Source organism: Bradyrhizobium sp. SZCCHNRI20481 (assembly GCF_032485055.1).
Lineage (GTDB): Bacteria > Pseudomonadota > Alphaproteobacteria > Rhizobiales > Xanthobacteraceae > Bradyrhizobium.
Map to the genome: position 1 here is coordinate 484,717 of NZ_JAUEUE010000001.1, position 22,072 is coordinate 506,788.

Annotated in this window: 22 protein-coding genes; 11 read left to right on the forward strand and 11 right to left on the reverse strand. The window is 65.7% G+C overall.

The genetic code is table 11. The features are described 5' to 3' along the window. Positions 1-190 precede the first annotated feature (190 nt). From QX132_RS02395 to QX132_RS02435, 9 genes are all read left to right on the forward strand, one after another. The gene (locus QX132_RS02395) at positions 191-1,051 is read left to right on the forward strand and encodes an ABC transporter permease subunit (RefSeq protein ID WP_316159975.1); all 861 of its coding nucleotides are present in this window, start codon (positions 191-193) and stop codon (positions 1,049-1,051) included. After that, a complete protein-coding gene (locus QX132_RS02400) occupies positions 1,048-1,767 on the forward strand; it encodes an ABC transporter ATP-binding protein (protein ID WP_316159976.1) in 720 nt (239 codons plus the stop codon). Before QX132_RS02395 ends, QX132_RS02400 begins: the two co-directional genes overlap by 4 nt. Before the next feature lie 17 nt (positions 1,768-1,784). Continuing rightward, on the forward strand, positions 1,785-2,801 hold the full coding sequence (locus QX132_RS02405) for an NrtA/SsuA/CpmA family ABC transporter substrate-binding protein (protein WP_316159977.1): 1,017 nt from the start codon (positions 1,785-1,787) through the stop codon (positions 2,799-2,801). Between the two features lie 41 nt (positions 2,802-2,842). Further along, the gene (locus QX132_RS02410) at positions 2,843-4,072 is read left to right on the forward strand and encodes an acyl-CoA dehydrogenase family protein (RefSeq protein ID WP_316159978.1); all 1,230 of its coding nucleotides are present in this window, start codon (positions 2,843-2,845) and stop codon (positions 4,070-4,072) included. A gap of 62 nt (positions 4,073-4,134) precedes the next feature. Further along, positions 4,135-4,707 (forward strand): flavin reductase family protein, encoded by a 573-nt coding sequence (locus QX132_RS02415; RefSeq protein WP_316159979.1) that lies wholly within the window; start codon positions 4,135-4,137, stop codon positions 4,705-4,707. Between the two features lie 28 nt (positions 4,708-4,735). Beyond that, a complete protein-coding gene (epsC, locus tag QX132_RS02420; RefSeq protein ID WP_316159980.1) occupies positions 4,736-5,695 on the forward strand; it encodes a serine O-acetyltransferase EpsC in 960 nt (319 codons plus the stop codon). Positions 5,696-6,155: 460 nt separating this feature from the next. After that, positions 6,156-6,383: a hypothetical protein gene (locus QX132_RS02425; RefSeq protein WP_316159981.1), complete on the forward strand. Its 228-nt coding sequence runs from the start codon at positions 6,156-6,158 to the stop codon at positions 6,381-6,383. A 60-nt stretch (positions 6,384-6,443) separates the two neighbouring features. Continuing rightward, a complete protein-coding gene (locus QX132_RS02430; RefSeq protein WP_316159982.1) occupies positions 6,444-7,787 on the forward strand; it encodes an LLM class flavin-dependent oxidoreductase in 1,344 nt (447 codons plus the stop codon). A 76-nt stretch (positions 7,788-7,863) separates the two neighbouring features. After that, positions 7,864-8,691 carry a MetQ/NlpA family ABC transporter substrate-binding protein gene (locus tag QX132_RS02435; RefSeq protein WP_315777391.1) on the forward strand — a complete coding sequence of 276 codons (828 nt, stop codon included), beginning with the start codon at positions 7,864-7,866 and terminating at the stop codon, positions 8,689-8,691. A 58-nt stretch (positions 8,692-8,749) separates the two neighbouring features. On the opposite strand, the gene QX132_RS02440 is transcribed toward QX132_RS02435, so the two are convergent. From QX132_RS02440 to QX132_RS02455, 4 genes are all read right to left on the reverse strand, one after another. After that, entirely contained in the window at positions 8,750-9,604 is an 855-nt protein-coding gene (locus QX132_RS02440; protein WP_316159983.1) for an NADPH-dependent oxidoreductase, read from the reverse strand. A 135-nt stretch (positions 9,605-9,739) separates the two neighbouring features. Then, positions 9,740-10,969 carry an LLM class flavin-dependent oxidoreductase gene (locus QX132_RS02445; RefSeq protein ID WP_316159984.1) on the reverse strand — a complete coding sequence of 410 codons (1,230 nt, stop codon included), beginning with the start codon at positions 10,967-10,969 and terminating at the stop codon, positions 9,740-9,742. Next, a complete protein-coding gene (locus QX132_RS02450; protein ID WP_316159985.1) occupies positions 10,966-11,340 on the reverse strand; it encodes a ferredoxin family protein in 375 nt (124 codons plus the stop codon). The genes QX132_RS02445 and QX132_RS02450 overlap by 4 nt, the downstream gene beginning before the upstream one ends. After that, positions 11,337-12,932 carry an FAD-binding protein gene (locus QX132_RS02455; RefSeq protein ID WP_316159986.1) on the reverse strand — a complete coding sequence of 532 codons (1,596 nt, stop codon included), beginning with the start codon at positions 12,930-12,932 and terminating at the stop codon, positions 11,337-11,339. Before QX132_RS02455 ends, QX132_RS02450 begins: the two co-directional genes overlap by 4 nt. Positions 12,933-13,380: 448 nt before the next feature. Between QX132_RS02455 and QX132_RS02460 the strand changes: the two genes are divergently transcribed. Then, positions 13,381-14,805, forward strand: coding sequence for an FAD/NAD(P)-binding protein (locus QX132_RS02460; protein WP_316159987.1), 1,425 nt, complete (start codon positions 13,381-13,383; stop codon positions 14,803-14,805). Here QX132_RS02460 and QX132_RS02465 read toward each other — a convergent pair. The 5 genes from QX132_RS02465 to QX132_RS02485 form a co-directional block, all read right to left on the reverse strand. Next, positions 14,787-15,563: a MetQ/NlpA family ABC transporter substrate-binding protein gene (locus QX132_RS02465; protein ID WP_316159988.1), complete on the reverse strand. Its 777-nt coding sequence runs from the start codon at positions 15,561-15,563 to the stop codon at positions 14,787-14,789. The genes QX132_RS02460 and QX132_RS02465 overlap by 19 nt on opposite strands. A 258-nt stretch (positions 15,564-15,821) precedes the next feature. After that, positions 15,822-16,604, reverse strand: a complete 783-nt coding sequence (locus QX132_RS02470) for a class II aldolase/adducin family protein (RefSeq protein WP_316159989.1) — start codon at positions 16,602-16,604, stop codon at positions 15,822-15,824. 184 nt (positions 16,605-16,788) lie between these two features. Beyond that, a complete protein-coding gene (locus QX132_RS02475) occupies positions 16,789-17,454 on the reverse strand; it encodes a methionine ABC transporter permease (RefSeq protein ID WP_315799072.1) in 666 nt (221 codons plus the stop codon). Next, positions 17,444-18,565 (reverse strand): methionine ABC transporter ATP-binding protein, encoded by a 1,122-nt coding sequence (locus QX132_RS02480; protein ID WP_315799071.1) that lies wholly within the window; start codon positions 18,563-18,565, stop codon positions 17,444-17,446. The genes QX132_RS02475 and QX132_RS02480 overlap by 11 nt, the downstream gene beginning before the upstream one ends. 163 nt (positions 18,566-18,728) lie before the next feature. Next, entirely contained in the window at positions 18,729-19,574 is an 846-nt protein-coding gene (locus QX132_RS02485) for a CmcJ/NvfI family oxidoreductase (protein ID WP_316159990.1), read from the reverse strand. A 388-nt stretch (positions 19,575-19,962) separates the two neighbouring features. On the opposite strand from QX132_RS02485, the gene QX132_RS02490 reads away from it, so the two are divergent. Then, positions 19,963-20,244: a hypothetical protein gene (locus QX132_RS02490; protein WP_316159991.1), complete on the forward strand. Its 282-nt coding sequence runs from the start codon at positions 19,963-19,965 to the stop codon at positions 20,242-20,244. 53 nt (positions 20,245-20,297) lie between these two features. Here QX132_RS02490 and QX132_RS02495 read toward each other — a convergent pair whose 3' ends face one another. Together QX132_RS02495 and QX132_RS02500 are read right to left on the reverse strand one after the other, a co-directional pair. Beyond that, complete coding sequence (locus QX132_RS02495) at positions 20,298-21,236, reverse strand: TauD/TfdA family dioxygenase (protein ID WP_316159992.1); 939 nt, start codon at positions 21,234-21,236, stop codon at positions 20,298-20,300. 34 nt (positions 21,237-21,270) lie between these two features. Further along, the gene (locus tag QX132_RS02500) at positions 21,271-21,474 is read right to left on the reverse strand and encodes a hypothetical protein (protein WP_316159993.1); all 204 of its coding nucleotides are present in this window, start codon (positions 21,472-21,474) and stop codon (positions 21,271-21,273) included. Positions 21,475-22,072 lie beyond the last annotated feature (598 nt).

Sequence of the window (22,072 nt, forward strand, 5' to 3'; positions counted from 1 at the left end):
CGGGAAATCGAAAACCTCCAGGCCTGACAACAATTGGAAAACGGCTCTATTTCGATCAGCCATGTTTCGTGGGACAGTTTGCCGGCGTGCAACGAGGCGGCGTGACACGGCCGCCTGCGGGCATCCGATCTACAGATCTGCCGAGTGATCTCGATCGGCAGAGGCATGACATCGCGAGGACGACGCACTCTTGAGCAATCTCGAACAAGCTGCCGGGACGATCGAGCTGCCGCAGACCAATCGTGACGCCGCGCGCCCCAGCGCGGACAGGCGTCGCGCGCTGAGCTCGGCGACGCTGCAGGCCCTGTCTTGGCTCGCGCCCGCCCTCCTCATCGTGATCTGGGAAGCGGCGGCGCAGGGCGGCTATCTGTCGCCGCAAGTCTTGCCGGCGCCAAGCAAGATCATGCGCACGGCCTTCAAGCTGACGACGCAGGGCACCCTGCTGAACGATCTCGGCGTCAGCCTGCTGCGCGCAGCCGCTGGCTTTGCGATTGGCGGCGCCATCGGGTTTGCGCTCGGCATTCTCGTCGGCTTCTCGCGGATCGCCGAAGCCCTGATCGACCGCAGCATTCAGATGATCCGCGCGATCCCGTTCCTCGCCATGCTGCCGCTGGTGATCGTCTGGCTCGGCGTCGGCGAGGCCGAGAAGGTGTTTCTGGTTGCACTCGGCGTGACCTTCCCGATCTACATCAACACCACGCTCGGCATTCGCCAGGTGGATCCGAAGCTGCTCGAGCTCGGCCGGGTCCAGGCGCTGTCGACGCTGCAGCTGATCCGCCGCATCATCCTGCCCGGCGCCCTGCCCTCGATCCTCACCGGCGTCCGCTATGCGCTAGCGACCGCTTGGCTCGCGCTGGTCGTCGCCGAGACCATCGGCGCGCAGTCGGGCCTCGGCTTCCTCGCCATGGATGCCCGCGAGTTCCTGCGCACGGACGTCATCGTGCTGACGATCGTGATCTACGCCCTGATCGGAGTCGGGGCTGACCTGATCGCACGCTGGCTGGAGCGGCGACTGCTCGCATGGCACCCGAACTACGGAGCGGTGCGATGACGGTCCAGTTCGCGCCGCCGCTGCAGGGCGCCACCGCGCCTGCGGTGATCGTCAATGGTCTGCGCCGCGCCTATGGCGAGCGTACCGTCATCGAAGGCCTCGATCTTCGCATCGAACGCGGTGAGTTCGTGGCGCTGCTCGGCGAGAGCGGCTGCGGCAAGACGACCTTGCTGCGCGCGCTGGCCGGGCTCGATCCGATCCAGGCTGGCCGCATCATCGGGCCGCGCCGGCCCGCCGTCGTGTTCCAGGAACATCGCCTGTTGCCCTGGGACAGCCTGTGGCGCAACGTCGCGCTCGGTCTCGATGTGCCCGACGCGCGCGCCCGCGCCGCCGCGGCGCTGGCAGAGGTTGGCTTGGGCGACCGCGTCGACGACTGGCCGCGCAATCTCTCGGGCGGCCAGGCGCAGCGCGTCGCGCTCGCTCGTGCGCTGGTGCAGCAGCCGGAGCTGCTGCTGCTCGACGAACCGTTCGCCGCGCTCGACGCGCTGACCCGCATCCGCATGCACGCGCTGGTACGCGAGCTCGTCGCCAACCATCGTCCCGGCGTGCTGCTCGTCACGCACGACGTCGACGAAGCGATCGCGCTCGCCGATCGCATCCTGGTGATGCGCGACGGCCGGATCGCCTTCGAGCACCGCGCGGATCGCAGCGGCACGGTCGCCCGCGGCGACCTGCTGGCTGAACTCGGTGTGCTCGGTTCACACGCTCACGATTGATTTTCGGAAGGATCGACATGTCTTCGGATGACTTCTCCCGCCGCCAGTTCCTCGGCACCGCCGCCTTCGGCATCGGCGCGCTCGCCGGCTTCACCCTGACGGATGACGCATGGTCCGCGCCCGGCCGCGTCACGGACACGGTGCGTCTCACCTGGGGTCTCTCGGGCCTCAACCTGATCGCCAAGGAGCGCGGCGAGTTCGAGAAGCTGCTCGCCAAGGACGGCATCAAGGTCGAGTGGCTCGGCCCGTTCCCGAACCACGCCCCGACCTTGCAGGCCGTCACCGGCGGCACCGCGGATTTCAGCTTCGGCGGCTCGACCACGCCGGCGCTGGCGGCGATCATTGCCGGCTCGCCACTGGTGTTCACGCAATTCGTCGTCTACGAGCCCCGCACGACAGCGATCATCGCCCGCGATGATTCCGGCATCAACAAGCTCGAGGATCTCGTCGGCAAGTCGGTCGCCGTCAACCGCTCCGGCCTCGGCGAATTCCTACTGGTCGCCGCGCTGGAGAAGCACAAGGTCGACCGCTCCAAGGTCAAGTTCGTCTACCTCAATCCGCCGGATGCGGCGCCGGCGCTGGCTTCGGGCAAGGTCGACGCCTGGTCGATGTGGAGCCCGGGCGTCGATATCGCCCGCCTCGACTACAAGGCGCACGACATCTTCCTGGAAGGCCGCGATCTCGAGTTCCAGATCGACTACACGTCCTATCTGACCACCCGCAAGTTCGCGACCGAGAATCCGGCCCTGGTGCGCGCCGTCGATGACGCCTTCCGGGCCGAGGGCAAATGGATCTCGGAGAACAGCAAGGACGCCGAATACATCGCCCAGAAGGCCGGCAAATACAGCGATCAGATCCGCGACCAGTTCATCGCGCTGAACCGCAAATACCGCTATTTCTCCGTCAACGACAAGCAGTTCGTCGCCGATCTGCAGAAGGCCGCCGATTGGCTGGTCGAGCGCAAGGTGCTGCCGGAGCCGGTCAAGGTCGCCGACCACCTCGCCCGGATCGACGAGCCGGCGCCGCAACGCTGAGCAGCTCGCTTCCTCTTGTCTCGCTATCGTTCGGGTCCCTCATGAACAAGCCGCTGCCCACCAAATCCTTCACCACCGAGCCGCCCCTTCCGCTCGCTCCTGGCGCACTCGAGACCCTGCTCGCCGCAATCGCCGAAGGCGAGTCGGACCGCGAGCGCGAGCGCATCCTGCCGCACCAGCAGATTGCGCTGATCAAGCAGGCGCGGCTTGGCGCGCTGCGGCTGCCTGTCGCCGCAGGCGGCGCCGGCAGCTCGATCCGCGATCTGTTCCAGATCGTGATCCGGCTCGCCGAGGCCGATGCCAATGTGGCGCACATCCTGCGCAATCATTTCAGCGTGGTTGAGCGGCTGGTCCGCAATCCCCGCGACGACCAGGCGCGCGAATGGCAGAAGTCGGTGGCCGGCGGCGCGATCATCGGGCTTGCCACCACCGAGCTCGACAGCCCCCAGGTCGGCAACATCACGCCGAACACAACCTTCACGCCTGATGGTGACGACTATCTGCTGAACGGCACCAAATATTACAGCACCGGCACCTTGTATTCCGATCTCGTGCTGGTGCGCGCGGCCGATCCGAACGGCCGTCCCGGCGCCACGATCATCCCGGTCGACCGCGACGGCATCGAGCTGATCGACGACTGGGACGGCATGGGACAGCGCCTGACGGCGACCGGCACCACCCATTTCCGCAACGTCAGGGTCAAGCGGCAGGAGATCGTGTTCGACGCTCCGGACATCGGCTACGGCGTGCCCTATTCGAACACGTTCGCGCAGCTGTTCCTGACCGCCGCCGTCGCTGGCATCAGCCGCGCCGCCCTGCGCGAGGCGATCGCGCTGGTCCGCTCGCGCAAGCGCACGTTCTATTATGCGCCGCACGAGAAGCCGACCGAAGACCCACTGCTGCAGGAGACGATCGGCAAGATCGCGAGCGCGGCGCATGCCGCGGAGACGGTCGTCCTTGTCGCCGCCGAAGCGCTCGACGCGGCCACGGAGGCGTTCGACGCCGGGCGCGCCGACGCCGAGGAACTGGCCCACCGGGCCGCAGTGCTCTCGGCACAGGCCAAGATCATCGCGGATGATGCGGCCATCAAAAATGGCGGATACATTTTCGACGTCGGCGGCGCCTCGTCGACCAAGAAGGCCACCAATTTCGATCGGCACTGGCGCAACGCCCGCACCCTGTCGTCGCACAACCCGGTCTCCTACAAGGAGCGGGCGATCGGGCAGTATCTGATCAACGGCACACCGCTTCCGGCCAAGGGCTTCTTCTGACCGACGGCGCTGCCGCGACGAGGGACACGACCAATACGGCTCGTGCCCGAAGGAGGCGACGGATGAGCAAGCGTGACCTTCATCTCGTATCTGAGACCGCGTTCGATCCCCAGCACTTCCACTCGGCCCTGCGCCGTGTCGCGGCCGGCGTCAGCGTCGTGACCGCGGGCCGCGGCGAGGAGATCACCGGGGTGACGATCGCCTCGCTGATCTCGCTGTCATCAGAGCCGCCGCGGCTCATGATCAGTCTCGGCAGCCCGTCGTCAGCGTTCCCGCTGATCGCTCGCGAGGGCTGGTTCGGCATCAACATCCTCAGCTCGGACCAGCTCGCGCTCGCTGATCGCTTCAGCACGCCGCATCTGTCGGGACAGCAGAAGTTCGAGGGCATCGACTGGTCGCGCGGCCCGGCCGGCGTCCCGCTGCTGCAGCACGCCCAGGCCGCGATCGCGTGCGAGGTCGACGAGATTATCGAGCGCTACGCGCATGCGATCATCGTCGGTCGCCCCGACAGCGTCGAGCTTGCGCCCAAATTGTCGAGCCTGCTGTATTGGAACGACCAGTATGTCGAGGTCGACCGCAATGCGGATCTCGACCTGCTCGCCGAGGTCAGCGTGCCCTTGACCCATGTCCGGTGATGACGCACATGCGCACGGAGGAAACGGCATGAGCTCTCGCCCCACCACGGGATCGGGTCCGGACAACGCCACCTCTGCAGGCGAACGCTGGGGTCTCGACCGGCTCGTTGCAGAGCTGCGTGTGTCGCGGGAGGAGACGCACAGCATCCGCAAGGACGGCGTCATCCATCGGCCGCCATCGCGCGACAAGCTGGCGCAGATCGTCTCCGCCCTCACCGAAGCCCTGTTCCCGCGCCACTATGGCCAGTACGATCTCGACGGCGAGAACATCGACTATTTCGTCGGCCACCGGCTCAGCATCGGGCTCGATCTGCTGTCGGACCAGATCCACCGCTCCGCTTTGTTCGTCGACGATGAGCTGATCCCGGGCTTCCGCCAGCCCGAGGCTGTGGAGCTGACCCGCCGCTTCGCGGCTGGGCTGCCAACCCTGCGCGGTGTCCTGATCAGCGATCTGCGCGCCGCCTTCGTCGGTGACCCCGCCGCCAAGAGCTTCCCGGAGATCCTGATCGGCTATCCCGGGATGACGGCGATCATCCATCACCGGCTCGCCCATCTGCTCTATGGCCTCGACGCTCGCCTCGTGTCGCGGCTGATCGCCGAGATCGCCCATAACAGCACCGGCATCGACATTCATCCGGGCGCCCAGATCGGCTCCGGTTTCTTCATCGATCACGGCACCGGAGTGGTGATCGGCGAGACCGCCGTGATCGGCGACCACGTCCGGATCTACCAGGCCGTCACGCTCGGCGCGCGCCATTTTCCGACCGAGGAGGACGGCACGCTCATCAAGGGTGACGCCCGCCATCCGATCGTCGAGGACGACGTCGTCATCTATGCCGGCGCTACGATCCTGGGCCGCATCACGATCGGACGGGGCTCGACGATCGGCGGCAACGTCTGGCTGACCCACGACGTGCCTGCGAACAGCGTCGTGACCCAGGCCTCCCTGCGCAACAAGGTCGGTGGACCTGCGCCGCAGAAGTCATGATCGACTCATTTTGCGGTGACGGCGACGACCGCTGCGACAGACTGCATGGGTCGATCGACGATCCGCTGCGCATGCAGGGCCATCGCATATGGCGCTCCATGTATTGCCCCTGCCCCCATCTCTTTCCAAGACGTCATGGCCGGGCTTGTCCCGGCCATCCACGTCGTCCGGCCTACTCGGAACGACGTGGAAGCCCGGGCATGACGGATTGACTCATCGACAGGCGTACGTGCCGAGATTGCCTCATTTGGTCAAATGCAGTCTTCCTGCTGCGTAGGACACAACCAAATCGAAATGTCGCTCCTCGGTTTCTGATGAGAACGACGCATTCATGCTCGTGCCATGACCAACAATGCAAATCCATTTCATCGACAGCATCGGGACAGAGCCGCTAGATTTTTCATCTCACGCAGCTGACGCCAGTCGATCTCATGGCTGCAGCGTTTCAACGGAAACTGCGATGTTTGACCCTCTCGCCGTGATCAGCCTTCAGCAGGACACGCCCGGCATCTCCCATCCCGATAACCGGCTCGGAGGCACCCAGGACCTTGCCGGCAAGTGCCGCCCCGAGGGCGACAAACGAGGTCTCGACCTCCGCGCCGGCCTCGGCCGGCTGGCTGGCCACATCGCCCGGTGCCTGCGATCGGCTCACGACCTGAGCTACGCATCCGCCCGCGACCCACACTAGCCGGCATCAGCCGATCACCGCTCCGCCTCCTCCTCAAGACCGCCACAACACGAGCGCCCCATGAGCCAGCGTCGCCAACTGAACCTCAACCTCTTCATCTATCCCGGCGGCCATCACGAGGCGGCCTGGCGCTACAAGGGCTCGGCGACCAGCCGCGCGCTCGACATCACCTACTATCAGCAGCTGGCAAGGACGGCGGAGCACTCCAAGTTCGATGCGATCTTCTTCGCTGACGGTCCGGCGCTCGCCGACAACGTCCGCTACGCGCAACGCTTCCGCTTCGAGCCGATCACCTGGCTGTCGGCGATCGCCGCCGCGACCAGCCGCATCGGCCTGATCGGCACGGCTTCGACCACCTATCACGAGCCGTATAATCTGGCGCGCCTGTACGCCTCGCTCGATCATCTCAGCGGCGGCCGCGCCGGCTGGAACATCGTCACCACAAGCGCGCCACAGGCGGCGCAGAACTTCGGCCTGCCGGAGCATCCGCCGCATCATGAACGCTACGAGCGCGCCAAGGAATTCCTCGATGTCGTGACCGCGCTGTGGGACAGCTGGGAGGACGACGCGGTCGTCAACGATCCCGCCTCCGGCATCTTCGCCGACACCGACAAGGTCCATGCGCTGAACCATGTCGGCAAGTATTTTCGCGTGCGCGGTCCGCTCAACGTGCCGCGCTCGCCGCAGGGGCGGCCGGTCTACGTCCAGGCCGGCTCGTCCGAGGATGGCCGCGCCTTCGCCGCGCGCTTCGCGGAAGCCATCTTCACCGCGCACCAGACGCTTCAGAGCGCGCAGGAGTTCTATGCCGACATCAAGCGCCAGGCGCGCGCGCTCGATCGCAATCCGGATCACGTCAAGATCCTGCCCGGCATCAGCCCGTTCGTCGGCTCGACGCAGGCCGAAGCCGACCGCCTGCAGGAGGAATTCAACGACCTGATCCAGCCGGAGTATTCGTTGGTGCAGCTGCGCCAGATGCTGGGCCTCGACCTCCAGGGCTTCGATCTCGACGGCCCGTTCCCGCGACACCTGATCGAGACCGACGGCGCGCGCGGCGTCGCCAGCCGCTTCAAGCTCGTGGTCGACATCGTCGATCGCGAGAAGCCGACGATCCGGCAGCTGATCCAGCGCCTCGCCGGCGCACGCGGCCATTGGGTGATCGCCGGCACGCCGGAAAAGATCGCCGACAACATCCAGACCTGGTTCGAGAACGGCGCCGCCGACGGCTTCAACGTGATGCCGCCCTGGCTGCCCGGCGGCTTCGACCTGTTCGCCGAGCACGTCGTGCCGATCCTGCGCAAGCGCGGCCTGTTCCGCGAGGACTACACCGGCAAGACCCTGCGCGAGCACTACGGGCTCGACCGTCCAGACAGCGCCTTCAGTCACCAGGTCCAGGCGATTGCCTGAGATCCGTTCCCGAGCGGCGCGGACGCCTTGCAAGGCATCCGCGCCGCTCTTCGTTTGTCGAAGCTTTGGAAGTCCCATGCCTGCATTGACACGATCGCAAGTCCTCCGCCTGCTCGCCGCCTCGACGCTCTCCCTGTTCACCGTCACCAGCGCGTCGGCGCAGTCGGCCGAGAAGAAGGAGCTCAAGGTCGGCTTCGTGCCCGGCCCCTATATCGACGAATTCAAGATCGGCGTGGCGCCCGAGCTTGCAAAGAAGGGCTATCAGATCCGCTATGTCGAGTTCTCGACCGGGCTTGAGGCCAACAATGCCGTGTTCAAGAGCGAGATCGACGCCAATGTCATGCAGCACACGGTGTTCCTGAACTCCTACAATGAGCGGCAGAAGACCGATCTCACCGGCATCGTGCACGTGCCGACGCCGCCGATGGGGATCTATTCCAAGAAGCACCCGCTCGGCACCAAGATCGGCGCCGGCGCCAAGATCGCGGTGCCGAACGATCCGGTCAACCTGCAGCGCGCGCTGTGGATCCTGCGCGATCTCGGCCTGATCGAGATCCGCGACTCCAAGCCGGTCGACGTCACTGAGCTCGACGTCATCAAGAATCCCGGCGGCATCAAGATCGTCCCGCTGGAGGCCGCGCAGGCGCCGCGCGCGCTCGACGACGTCGACTTCGCCGCCGTCCAGGGCAATTTCGCGATCTTCAGCGGCCTGAAGCTGACCAACGCCTTCGCGCTGGAAAAGATGACGACGCCCTACATCAACGTGGTCGCGGTCAAGCGCGACAACGCCGACACCGCCTGGGCGAAGGACATCGTAGCGGGCTACAAGTCGCCAGGCTTCAAGGCCGCGATCCTCGCCGATCGCTTCTATGACGGCTTCACGCTGCCCGATTACATGAAGTGACCAACGGCGGCGGCCCGCGCTCGTCACGGGCCGCCGCTGATCTCGGTCGACGCCAGCTCTACTTCAATCCGAAGCCGAGCGCGCGCAGCGCCTCGGTCAGCTTGTCGCGGCCGTTGAGCGCCTTCGCCGAGCCCAGTCGGTTCAGCACGGCTTCTCGCCAGCCGACTGCAGCGATGCCCTGGCTGGTCTGGAAGTCGCGCAGCGTCTCGTCATAGGCGGCGATGCCGTGGATCTCGTCCGTCGGCGCATAGCGCTCGCGATGCAGGATCACGCTCTGGCGCAGCCGCGGCTTGACGTCCTCGCCGGCGGCCCGATCGGCATAGCCGACGCAGAGGCCGAACACGGCAAGCACGTTCGGCGGCAGGCCGAGCTCCTCGGCCACCGCCTGCGGGCGGTTGCGGATCGCGCCGATATAGACCGAGCCGAGCCCGAGCGCCTCCAGCGCCACCACGGCGTTCTGGGCTGCGAGCGCGGCATCGATGACCGCAACGAACAGCGTTTCCAGGAAATGGATGCCGTCGTCGGAGCGCCCTTCGCGCCGTGCCAGCCGTTCGGCCCGCGACAGGTCGGCAAGCCAGACCAGGAACAACGGCGCCTCGCGGATGTGCTTCTGGTTGCCGGCGAACTCCGACAGCCGCTGCTTGCGCGCGGGATCCTCGACCGCGACGACGCTCCAGGTCTGCAGGTTAGAGGACGACGCGGCCGACTGCGCGGCGGCCACCAGCGTCTCCACCGTGTGCGGCGGCACCGGATCAGGCCGATAGCTGCGGATCGAGCGATGCGCCAGCAACTGGCCGAGGATGTCCTCGGCGCCGGCGGCGACCGCAGGGATATGCGCGCCATAACGCTTGCGCAGCGCCGCCGTGACGTCGTCTTCCACCGCGCGCGATGTCCTCGTTTCAACAATCGTCATTCCAGTCCCTCACGTCATGCCGTGCGCTTTTCGCGCCAGCAGCCATCTCGTCCAGCTCGCACTTCGATCCGCAGCAAAGCCGACCTCGCGGACGACGGCAATCCCCATATCGCCCGCGTCGGTCGGCGCTCACGGCTACTCGGCGGCCTCCGCAGCAGCAGGATGAGCCACTGTCTCAATCACGGGTTTACGCAAGCCCGCCTGCTCCATCAGCGGCAGCACGCGGCGGCCGAAGAAGTCGAGGTCGGGCTTGAAATCGTAGAACGACAGCTGCAGGCCATCGACGCCGGCCTTCTTGAGCTGGACGAACTGCTCGACCACCTGCTCGGGCGTGCCGATCACTTCGATGTTGCCGCCGATCGCCCGGCGCTTGGGCGCATCGACGCCGACACGGCCGCGCCAAGCATGGGCGTCGCTGTCGAGCCGGTGGAAGTCGCCGACCGGATCGGCATGGGCGACGATGGCATCGTGATAGGTCCAGGTCTCGCGCTCGGTCTCGCGGCAGATCACCATCGGATTGAGCAGCGTCCGCACCTCACGGCCGATCTCGCGCGCCGCCTGCTTGACCCTGGCCGTATGCGCCGGCAGCACCGGAATAGCGCTCTCGAAGCTGGAGCCTGCCGGGCTGGTGATGAAGACGATGTCGGAATAGCGCGCGGCGAAGGCGATGCCGGCATCCGAGCCGGTGGCGTTGACCAGCACCGGCCGGCCATAGCGCGGCTTCGGCGTCACGAAGGCGCCGTTGAGCTTCCAGGACGACTGGCCGGAGAACGAATAGTTCTCGCTCTCGCCCCACAGCCGCTGCAGCACTTCAAGAAACTCGGCGGCGAGTTCGTAGCGGCGGTCGTGATCGATCCGGCTCCAGCCGAACGCCTCGTGCTCGGCGGCGCGATGGCCGGTCACGACATTGATGCCCCAGCGCCCGTTGGAGATGTGATCGAGCGTGGCGCCATATTTGGCGAGATGCAGCGGATGCAAGGGACCGTAGAGCACGTGGATGGTCGAGACCAGGATGATGCGCCGGGTCACGCTGGTCAGCGCCGCCGTGGTCATAAACGAGTCGAGCGCCTCGCCGGTGAAGACGCCGCCATAGCCGCCCTTGGGCAGCCATTGCGACAGCGCGAACACCAGGTCGAAGCCGAGATTCTCCGCAGCCAGCACCAGGTCGCGGTTGTAGTCGAAATGCCAGGACGTCGTCCGCAGCAAGGTCGACGCGCTCCAGCCGCCGGCCTGGATCGGCAGGAACAGGCCGAGCAGCAGCGGCTGCTGCAGCGCTTGCGACAACGGGCTGTCCGGCCGCTCGGCCGGTCCCGGAAAGCCGTCGAGGCCGACAAGGGCTCCTGGCCGGTGGGTGATGATGGTCATGCCGTCCTCCTGTCGTCTGCGGCGGCTGCACGCACGGTTTCGCCGGCGCGGCGAAACACCGTTTCCATCAGCCATTGCTCGTTAGGAAACTGCCGGGCCCATTCGTCCCAGCCGGAATGCTTGCGATATTGACCGAGGCGTCCCGAGGCCACCGCCTCGTCCGGCGTAATCGTGACGCGGCGGTCGCAATCGGGTGCGACGTAGATCGCATCCGCGCGGCAATAGAGCTCGCACATGAAGCAGGTCTGGCAATCCTCGACCCGCGCCAGCAGCGGCGGCCCCGACGACGCGCGGTCGAGCACGTTGGTCGGGCACACCTCGACGCAGGCGCCACAGTCCGTGCAGCGATCGGCAACGATGAGCTCGATCATGACGCGGCTTCCAGGGCGATTGGAGCTGCCGGCACACGGCGCGTGTCGGTTGCGATGTCGACGCGATCGAGGCCGCGGCTCACCAGGCGCACTGCGAGGTCCGGATCGACGCCGGGATGATCGAGCCTGCGATGCATCCCCCTGCTTTCGGTCCGCTGTCGCGCGGTCGCGACCGACCAGCGCGCCGTTGCGACCAGCGCCGCCGTCTCGCGCGACCGCAGCGGATCGCCGCCCGCATGGTCGGCGATCTCGCGCCAGAGCCCGTCTAGCGAGCGCTGCGATGCGGCGAGCATCGACTCCTTGCGGAACAGGTTCTTGTCGAATGGATGCATCTCGGCGCGGACGCCGGCCCTGATCGCGTCGAGATCGCCCGCTCTGCTCCGTACCCCCGGCCGCAGGCCGGCCTGTCCGAGCGGAACCAATGGCGAGGCTTTCGCCCCGATGTTGCGCGCCAGCCGCGCGGCCGCCTGCCCTGCGCGCACGCCGGACGACAGCGCCCAGGCCGAATTGATGTTGCCGCCGCCGGAGATCGCGCCCGCAACCTTCTCGCGCGAGGCGTTGTCGCCGGCGACGTACAGCCCCGGCACGGCAGTACGCCCGTCGAGATCGTCGACCCTGACGCCGCCGAGACCACGGATCGTGCCGTCATTGTGCAGCGTGACCTCGAAGCGATCGCGCCAGGGATCGATGCCCCAGCGATCGAACACCAGCGGCACGTTCGGCGAGATCGTGCGCAGCCGGGCCTTGATGTCGTCGGGCAGAAGATGGAGCGAGCAGAACACCGGTCCAGCAAGCATAGCCTTGGCCAACCCGATCGTCTGCTGCGGCCCGAACGGCAGATCGAGTTCGCGCCCGTCGGCGTCGTAATAAGTCGCGAACGCATAGGCCATGCTGCGCGTCATCGTCGAATGCGCCGGCGCGATCGTGTAGGCCGCGGTGAATTCCATCCCTGAGAGATCGGCGCCGGCTTCCGCCGCCAGCAGATAGCCATCGCCGGTATTGGTGCGCGATCCCAAGAGATGCGACAGGAAGCTGGTGCCGCCGGCAGCGAGCACAGTCGCACCTGCGGCGATCTGGTAAGGCCGCGCCCCATCCTGACGGCGAAGGCCTCGTGCACCGCCGATCGTGCCGTCACTGCGCGCCAGCAGTTCCAGCACTGGCGAATGGTCAAGGATCGTGACGCCATGATCACGCGCAAAGGCACGCAGCGCCCGCATGTATTCGGGACCGCGAACCGCGCGATAGTTGGTCTGCCCGTCATCGTCGATGCCGAACGCGTAGTGGCTCGCGAGCGTTGGCAATGTCCGCCAAGTCTCCGCGATGATCCCATGCATCCATGCGGCTTCGCCGAGACCGAGACCCGCGATGACACGCTGGCTGACGGCCTGCTCGCGCGCCTGCGGCGGCACCCACCAGTGACCGGGGCCGGCCGCGGCCGTGACGCCGCTGGTGCCGCAATAGCCCTTGTCGACGAGGATCACCCGCGCACCGGCGCGCGCGGCCGAGACCGCAGCCCAGGCACCGGCCATGCCGCCGCCGATGACGAGCACGTCGGCGGTGAGCGATAGTGGATCTGGCCCTGAAGCAGTCACGGCGACACCGGATGTGTCATCCGCAAGGCGCGCGCTCCCGTTCGTTCTGCCGGTGTGGCCTGCGCAACCATGTTCCGAACTCCGCAGCCGTGCGCCAACGACGCACGTGCGCCGTCATGGTCATCCAGTGCGGCGTCGCTGGCAATTTCAGAGTTGCGCGATTTTCAAACGCTCTGTTCTCGCCGCGATCCATGATCGGAGAAGATTTCGATCGGGTATTCCAGGCTTCCATCACCACCCGGCGCGCCAGCCGGCTGCAAATAATAATTCTATCGCAGCGTCGCTCATGACGACACGCTTGCGACAACAATCTGTATGTTCTTGGAACACCATCGGTCGGAACGCGCCAACAAGTAGAATATTCGTCTTTCCGAATCCGGCCGACGTTTTACGTGCTAGACTACAAACGTAGCACATCGTCCGCGCGCGAGAGAAAAGGCATCTTTGCATGAGCCGTTTTCCAGAACGACACGTGATCATCGTCGGCGGCGGCGCATCCGGCGTCCTTCTGGCCCATCAGCTGCTGCAACGCCCGAAGTCCGCTATCCGGGTCACCTTGATCGAGAGGCGTTCGGAGGTCGGTCGCGGGCTGGCCTATCACACCGGCAATGCTGATCACCTGCTCAACGTGCGCGCTGCCAACATGAGTGCGCTGCCCGATGATCCCGACCATTTCTGGCGCTGGCTGTCGACGCACGAGCATGGCCTGCGGCTTTGTCCCGATCCGTTCTGCTTCGTGCCTCGCCGCCTTTATGGCGACTACATCGCCAGCCTGATCACGCCGTTCCTGGAGACCGAGGACGGCGCCCGGCGTCTCAGCATCATCCGCGGCGAATGCATCGCGGTGAGCGAGGGCGCTCACACCGTGACCGTGAGTTTGGCGGATGGGACGCGGCAGGTTGGCGACGTCGCGGTGTTCGCGACCGGGCATGACGCGGCCATCCCGCGCTCGGCCTGGCATGCCGATCCCTGGATCTCGCCGTCCATTCCCGGCTTCAGCCGCGATTCGGCGGTGCTCATTCTCGGCGCCGGCCTGACTATGGCGGACTACGTGCTGTCGCTGCTGCGCGAGGGCCATCGCGGCCCGATCCTCGCGATCTCGCGCCGCGGCCTGATGGCCAAGGGACATCGGCGTATCACTCCCTGCAAGATCAGCGAGGATGAGGTTCCGTTCGGTGCGCGCGGCAGCGTTCTGCTGCGCTGGTTCCGGCAGCGGATCGCCGCCCACATCGCCGAGGGTGGCGACTGGCGCGGCGTCATCGACGCCGTCAGGCCGTTCAGCCATCGGCTGTGGCAGGACTTGCCGCTGGCGTCCAAGCGCAGCTTCCTGGAGCATGCGCGGGCATGGTGGGATGTGCATCGGCACCGCATGGCGCCCGAGGTGGAGAAGCGCATCGCGCAGGCGATCGCGGACGGCCAGCTTCGGGTCGCCGCCGCCAAGCTCGTCAAGATCGACGGTGGGACGCAAGGCGCCCGCGCGCATTATCGCCGGCGTGGCCGCAGCGAGATCGAGACGCTCGAGGTCGGTGCCGTGATCGACTGCACGGGGATCGTCAGGGACCCCCGCGCCACCGCCAATCCTGCGGTCCGCAGCCTGTTCGATCAGGGGCTGGCGCGTTGCGATCCGCTGCGGATCGGCATCGAGGTCACGGCGGATTGCGCCATCGTCGGTGCCGATGGCACGCCGTCACAGCGCCTGTTCGCGATCGGCCCGCTGACTCGCGCCGCCTTCTGGGAGATCATCGCGATCCCGGACATCCGAAGCCAGTGCGCCGATCTGGCGGACCGGCTATTGCAGGCCCGCCCGATCGTCGGGTCGCCGCGCGATGCGCCGGCGTTGGCGGCGGTTGCCGATCACCAGGTCGCGATGTAGGTGCCCTTGAAGCGCGTCTCCAGGAACGCCTTGACCGGCTCGGAGTGGTAGGCCTCGATCAGCTGCTTGACCCAGGGCTTGTCCTTGTCCTCCTCGCGCACCGCGAGGATGTTGACCCAGGGCCCCTCGGCACTTTCACGCGCGATGGCATCCTTGGCGGGATTGAGCCCGGCCTGAACTGCGTAGTTGTTGTTGATCGAGACGAGGTCGACGTCGGCCAGCGCGCGCGGCAGCTGCGCCGCGTCGAGCTCGACGAATTTCAGCTTCTTCGGATTGTCGGTGATGTCGACCACTGTCGAGGCGACATTGCTCGGATCCTTCAGCTTGATGACACCGTGCAGCGCAAGGATCATCAACCCGCGCGCGCCGTTCGACGGATCATTGGCGATCGCGACCTTGGCGCCTTCCGGAAGCTCGGCCAGCGTCTTGTATTTCTGCGAATACACGCCCTGCGGCGAGGCGATGGTGGTCGCGACCTTGACGATCTTCCATCCGGTCTTGGAGATCTGGTTCTTCAGATAGGGCTCGTGCTGGAACGAGTTCGCCTCGAGATCCTTCAACGCCAGCGCCTGGTTTGGAATCACGTAGTCGGTGAACTCGACGACCTTGATGTCGAGCCCGCGCTCGGCAGCGACCTTCTTCACGACGTCGATGATTTCGGCATGCGGCCCGGCGGTCACGCCGACGCGGATGGCTTCCGCTTGTGCGGGAAGGATCAACGACACAAGGGCGGCAATGGCAACAATGGGAAGGCGCATTCAAGTCTCCAACGAAACAACCAAGTTTCGTTGCTCACTAGCGCCGCAACAGCCGGGCCGCAATCGCAGGTGCGAACAAAGCAATGGACGCGCTCTCGCGGCTGATCATTGCGTGCAAATGTTCTTTCTTCTCTGCCATTCTGATCGATTCATTCTCTCAACCTGTAGCCCGGATGAGCGAAGCGACATCCGGGGTCACACGAGGCGTGGAGAAGAGCCCGAATGTCGCTGACGCTGATGCGGGCTACGGGCGCTCGCTCAGTTGAAAAGATCCGGCTCCTGCGCCGTGATCCAGTCCCACAGCGGCTGGAAGCTGAAATAGCCGCCCTTGTGGGTCCCGACCTGCCCCGTCGTCAGCTTGGCGATCTCATGCGGGATCGGCTTGGTCACACCGGCAGCTTCGGCCAGCAACTGGGTGCGCGCGGCGTTGTCCATCGCGATGTACCACCATGCAGTCGCCTCGATGGTCGGGCCGACCGTCAGCAGGCCGTGATTTTGCAGAATCGCGGCCTTCTTCGTCCCCAACGCCTGGGCGATCTTTCTGCCCTCATCGGCATCGAGCACGACGCCGGTGAACGGGTCGAATAGCACGTGATCCCCGTAGAAGGCGCAGGAATCCTGCGTCAGGGGATCGAGCAGTCGGCCGAGCGCGGACCACGCCTTGCCATAGGTCGAATGCGTATGCGCGGCGGCGATCACATGCGGATGCGCCGCATGGATCGCGGAGTGAATGACGAAGCCGGCCTGGTTGATCGGCCTGTCGCCGATCAGGATGTTGCCATCGTGATCGACGAGTTGCAGGTCGGACACCTTGATCTGGCTGAAATGCGCCGACAGCGGATTGATCCAGAACCGGTCGGGGAATTCCGGATCGCGCACGGTGACGTGGCCCGCCAGGCCCTGATCGAAACCGTAGCGGGCAAACAGGCGGAAGGTCGCCGCGAGGCGCTGCTTGCGATGCAGCCGCTCCTCCGCGAACGTGGCGGTGGGCTGGCGCTCGACGAGCGCAAACTTCCTGGGTTTCTCGACGAGCGTATTCATGGCCGTTCACCTCTTGCCTCGAGCGCGCGCGTCCATCGCGCGGTCAACTCGTTAGGCTGATGGTAGAACGAACGGCGCGAGACGATCTTTTCAAAGATCAGGGCTCACCGGAAATGCCGGCGAGACCTCGTATCTCACGTCGACCGAAAACGTCTCCGCCGCGCCGTCGCGACACAATCTCTGCTCAACGCTGCCGCAGCCGCCGATTGAGCCTGCGCGCGAGATGATCACCGACGGTCTGCACCGTCTGCACCAGCGCGATCAGGACGACGACCACGGCCAGCATCATCTCCGGCATGAAGCGCTGATAGCCGTAGCGAATGCCGAGGTCGCCGAGACCGCCGCCGCCGACCGCGCCGACCATCGCGGAATAGCCGAGCAGGCTGACCACGGCGAGCGTCAACGCCAGCACGAGGCCCGGCAAGGCTTCCGGGATCAGCACCTTGAACACGATCTGCAGCGGAGTCGCGCCGAACGAGGACGCGGTCTCGATCAGGCCGCCATCGACCTCGCGGATCGCCGCCTCGACCAGCCGCGCGATGAACGGCGTCGCCGCCACCGTCAGCGGCACGATCGCAGCCCCCGAGCCGATCGACGTGCCGGCGACGAGGCGCGTGAACGGGATGATGGCGACGACCAGGATGATGAAGGGCGTCGAGCGCGTGGCGTTGACGACGATGCCAAGGATCGCGTTGGCCGCGGGCGCTGCGAACAACTCCCCCGCGCGGCTCGTCGCCAGGAAGACGCCGAGCGGCAACCCGAGCGAGGTCGCGACCAACGCCGCGGTCGAGACCATGAACAGGCTCTCGCCGGTGGCCTGGATGATCAGGTTGATGAGCTCAGGAGACATAGCCGAGACGCTCCGCTGCGAAGTGATGCAGTGAGAGATAGGACAGCGTCTGCCGCGCCGCCGCCTCGCCGCCGGGAATGCCCAGGATCAGCGAGCCGACATGCTGGCCGCCGATCTCGTCGATCCGCGCCGATAGCAGCGCGACGTCGATCGACAGCTCGCGTGCCAGCCGCGCCACCAGCGTGTCGCCGGCATCCGAGCCGCGCACCTGGACGCGGAGCACCGTCTGTCCGATCGGCACAGGCTCCTGCACGAGCCGGCTCGCCAGCGACACCGGCACGGCATCGCCGAGCACCTCGGCCAGGAAGGTCTGCGTGGTCGGATGCTTCGGATGGGTGAAGATGTCGGCGACATGGCCGCGCTCGACGACACGCCCATCATCGATCACGACGACTTCCTTGGCGAGCTGGCGGACCACGGACATCTCGTGGGTGATCAGGATGATGGTGACGCCGAGCTCGCGATTGATGTTGGCGAGCAGGTCGAGAATCGCCCGCGTCGTCTGCGGATCGAGCGCCGACGTCGCCTCATCGGACAGCAGCACGTTCGGCCGCGTCGCCAGCGCGCGCGCAATGCCGATGCGCTGCTTCTGACCGCCGGACAACTCCGCCGGGTAGCGATCATGCTTGTCGGCGATGTCGACCAGCTCCAGCAGCTCGGCGACCCGCGTCCTGATGTCGGCCTTCGACCAGCCGGCGATCTCGAGCGGGAGTGCGATGTTGTCGGAGGCCGTGCGCGACGACAGCAGGTTGAAGTGCTGGAAGATCATGCCGATCGAACGCTGCGCCAGCCGGAGCGCCTGGCCGCGCAGAGCCGAGATGTCGCGTCCATCGACGACCACCCGTCCCGCCGTCGGCTTCTCCAGCCCATTGATCAGCCTGACGAGGCTCGACTTGCCGGCGCCGGACCGTCCGATCACGCCGGTGATGGAGCCCCGCGCGATCGCGAAGTCAATATCCTTGAGCGCCTCGACATCCGGCTTGTCGCGATAGGCGGGATAGATCTTCGACAGTCCCTCGAAGCGAACCATCGGCTCGGCGACGAGAGACGAAGGGATGAGACCGGCCGGCACGACCGGCTCGGCGATCCCCAGGGTTGGGTGGGCATTCATGGACTGACCTTGGACTGACCTTGGCTTCAGATGCTGCAGCGCACTCGAATTGCACTCACCATCGCCTGCGATCAGTCCAGAGGCAATTTCAGAAAATGCCCCCAAGTTGGACGAAGCATCTCGCGGCGTCACCGTCCGTGAAACGTCATCCTCCTGCTCACGTTCAATCGAAGTGGAACACCAGCATCCGCAATTCGATGCTCTCGCGCGGTGGCGCATCGGCCGGCGTCGTCGGGTCGACGAACGCGGTATGCGGTCCGAACCGCGTACGCCCGTCGGTCGCCGAATCGTAGCACTTCAGCAGCAGCGCCTCGTCGGGTGTCATGTCCGGGAAATAGAACCAGCGATGAGCGGGATTGTACGTGACGGAGTAGATCTCGCCGTTGCGGTTGGGATAGATCAGGTCGGACGCGATCAGATCATCCGGCGCGACCGTGGTCCCGTCGCACATCGCCAGCGGCGTGTCGCGCAACGGCCCGATGATTGGCCGCCACAGGTTGATCACCTGAACCCGCCCGCGCAGCAGGTCCTCCGCTTCGGCGCCGAGATGCTCACGCACCCGGTTGGCACCCGACGTCGCGGTCTGGTCCACATGAACGCGCGTCGCCGGCTGGCGCGGCCCGCCGTCACGGACGTCGGGAGCACCGGCCACACGCTTGCGCAGGGTGTGGTCGAAGATCACGACGCGATCGGCGCGCAAGGTCGCACGAATGAAGGCCTCCGCCGCCGGATAATAGATGCTACGTATTTCCTTCTCGTTGGTGAAGTCACGCACGAATGTGGGGTGACGCACCAGCGCAAAGCCCTCGCCGTCGAGCGAGAATGATTGCGCGATCGGGCGGCCGTTGAACACCGGCACCTGACGGGGCTCCGGCAGCGCGGTCGATCTCGGCTCGCCCGGCGGCGGGTCGAACGCATAGGTGCGCGGCTTGCCCGCGGTGGGCGCCAGATAGTTCAGCTCGGCGAGAACGAAGGGCAACGCTTCGATCTTTCTCTCGACCAGGCTCATGGATGTCTCCGGGCAGTTTCATGCGATTGCATGTAGCTTGATCTGCGCCGGCGGTCAGAACAAGCCGGCGCCCGAAATAGCAACGCTCCTGCTTTCGCTGCGGCCCGGCGTAGCAAGGAATTGCTCGTCGAACACAGTGCTAGACCGAAGTTTTCTTCTGTGTGTCGCGTCCTGCGCCAGGACATGGCTGGCATGACATCACCGCAGCCAGACTCGGCGCCATCGGGTCCCTTGCATTCGGGTCACGCCGCCCGCGCAGAAAAATTCTTGCTCGATCAACCTGAAAATCGCGCGACCCATTTTATTGACGGCATGCGGCGTCCTTCTACACTCAGCATCAGAGCACCAACGCGCCCCGCGCTGAACAGACACGATCCGACGCCACCGCATGTCGGCCGCACCTCCGCAGGTCTTCGCCATCGATCTTGGCCGGCGCCCGGCCTTCGTGTTCGCCGCGAATGATCACGACATGGCGCAGAGTCTGGTGCGGTCACCGCGATTGCTCCACGCGATCGACGCTTTCTGCCGGCTGAGGCGTCCTGCCCAGGCCGAACGGCTTGCGCTCCGCGGAGCAACCGACGACGAAGCCGCCGTCTATCGCGACCGCGCCGACGAGCTTGCCGGCGGGGCGATCTTCCGCCTTCTCTTGGTTCATATCAGCCCGGACTGACACCGCAGGGAGCGCAGGCCCGTTCGGGCCCGCGCCTGTGCAGCGCGACCGCCCTACTCCGCGGCCTCGCTGAGCCCAAGCCGCGCCCGCGGCACCTCGCCGGTCACCACCGACACACGCTCGCCCCAGCGCTCTTCGGGATAGTAGTCCCACACCGCATGATGCTGGCTCGCCCAATTGTCCCAAACCAGCAGCGAGTTCGGCCGCCACTGCACCCGCGTCTGCAGTGCAAGCTGGCCTTCGATGTGACGGAACAGGAGCTGCAGCAGCGCATCGCTCTCGCGCCGGGTTAGCTGCACGATGTGCGAGGTAAAGGACGCATTGACGTACAGGAACTTGCGGCCGGTACGCGGATGAGTCACGACCACCGGATGCTCCGATAGCGGATAGGTCTTGCCGGGATCGGGCTTGGCGCCATAGCCGGCGGTCCAGGCCAATGATCCATCATGGATGGCCGTGAGGCCATCCAGCAGCTGCTTGATCGGATCCGACAGGAATTCATAGGCGAGATACATGTTGGCGAAGGCCGTGTCGCCGCCGAGCGGCGGCGTCTTGGTCACACGAAGCAGCGAGACCGCAATCGGGCTGGGATCGCAGGACACGTCCGGATGCCAGCCGTCACCGGCGGTGAAGCGCGAATTCGCATCGGTCTTCCACGACAGGAATTCCGGATCGAACGGCCCGTCGTGCCGGAAGCGGGTCGCGGCCAGCTCGTGCCGGTGCAGCGACTTGCCGAAGCGGCGCGCAAAGCGCTTGTGGTCGTCTTTCGAGATCTCCTGATCGCGGAACACGATCGCAAGATTCTCATCGAGCGCGCGGTGGATTTCCGCGAACTGCTCGTCCGGCAGATCCTTGGTGAGATCGACGCCGCCGATCTCGGCGCCGACCGTCGGACTGAGCTGCCGCACCTCGATCGTGCGATACGGTTCGCGCCGGGCGCCATTCCAGGCCTGGATGGCGAGCTTGTCGTTGAAGTCCCTGTAGAAGCTCATGACTTATCTTTCTCGAAAGTTGCGATGTGGGAGATCAGATGACCGCGCGGCGCAGGCGTCCTCCGCCGGCCGCGACGAGCGCACGGGCCGCGCGTTCGGCCTCGCGCGCGGAGGCAAAGTGCTGTCCCTCCAGGCTGTCGAATGCGCGTTCGGATGAGAAGAAGCTGAAGCCGCGCTCGTCGGCCGTGACGATGCCGGCGGTGCGGTTGAGAACCTCGATGACATAGGCTTTGAACATGACCGATCGTTCGCCGCCTGCGTGCGGCGCTCCTGTCTGATCTGCAGATGGGTGAAGGCGTTGAAGTCGGCTGCGGCGATCAGCAACAGGCCCCGGTCGCCGCAGAGAAACAGCGGCCGGCAAGGCGCTTGCGCACCAGGCGATCGGCTGCGGTTCGGGTTCTCATCTGGCGATCCGTGGTTGAGCGATGATGACGGGGAATATCGGCGCGAGGCGCTATGCGGTCAATGAAATGGAACTTCAAAGATTGCAAACCAGCGCATCGTTTATTTCAGAACGACACATCTCGACGCAAATAGTCGCTCGCTTATCCGGAAGCTGGGATTGAGACGGACTTGCAGATGACGCGGCGTGGGACATCGTACGACAAAAGCTTTCTCCACGTTTCAAACAGCAGGCATGGCTCGGGGATCTCGCGGCCGCATGCGCCCGAGCTTTGCATTCGTTCGACCTCTCCTTTGAAGAAGAGGCGCAGGGAAGACCGGGTATCGACTGATACCCGCGGTCCGCGTGCAGCAAAAAAGCACGCGGCAGAACCACAGGTTCAGCCCAATATCCGGCCTTCCCTGCGCGACGGTTTGACGGGTTATAGGCGCTC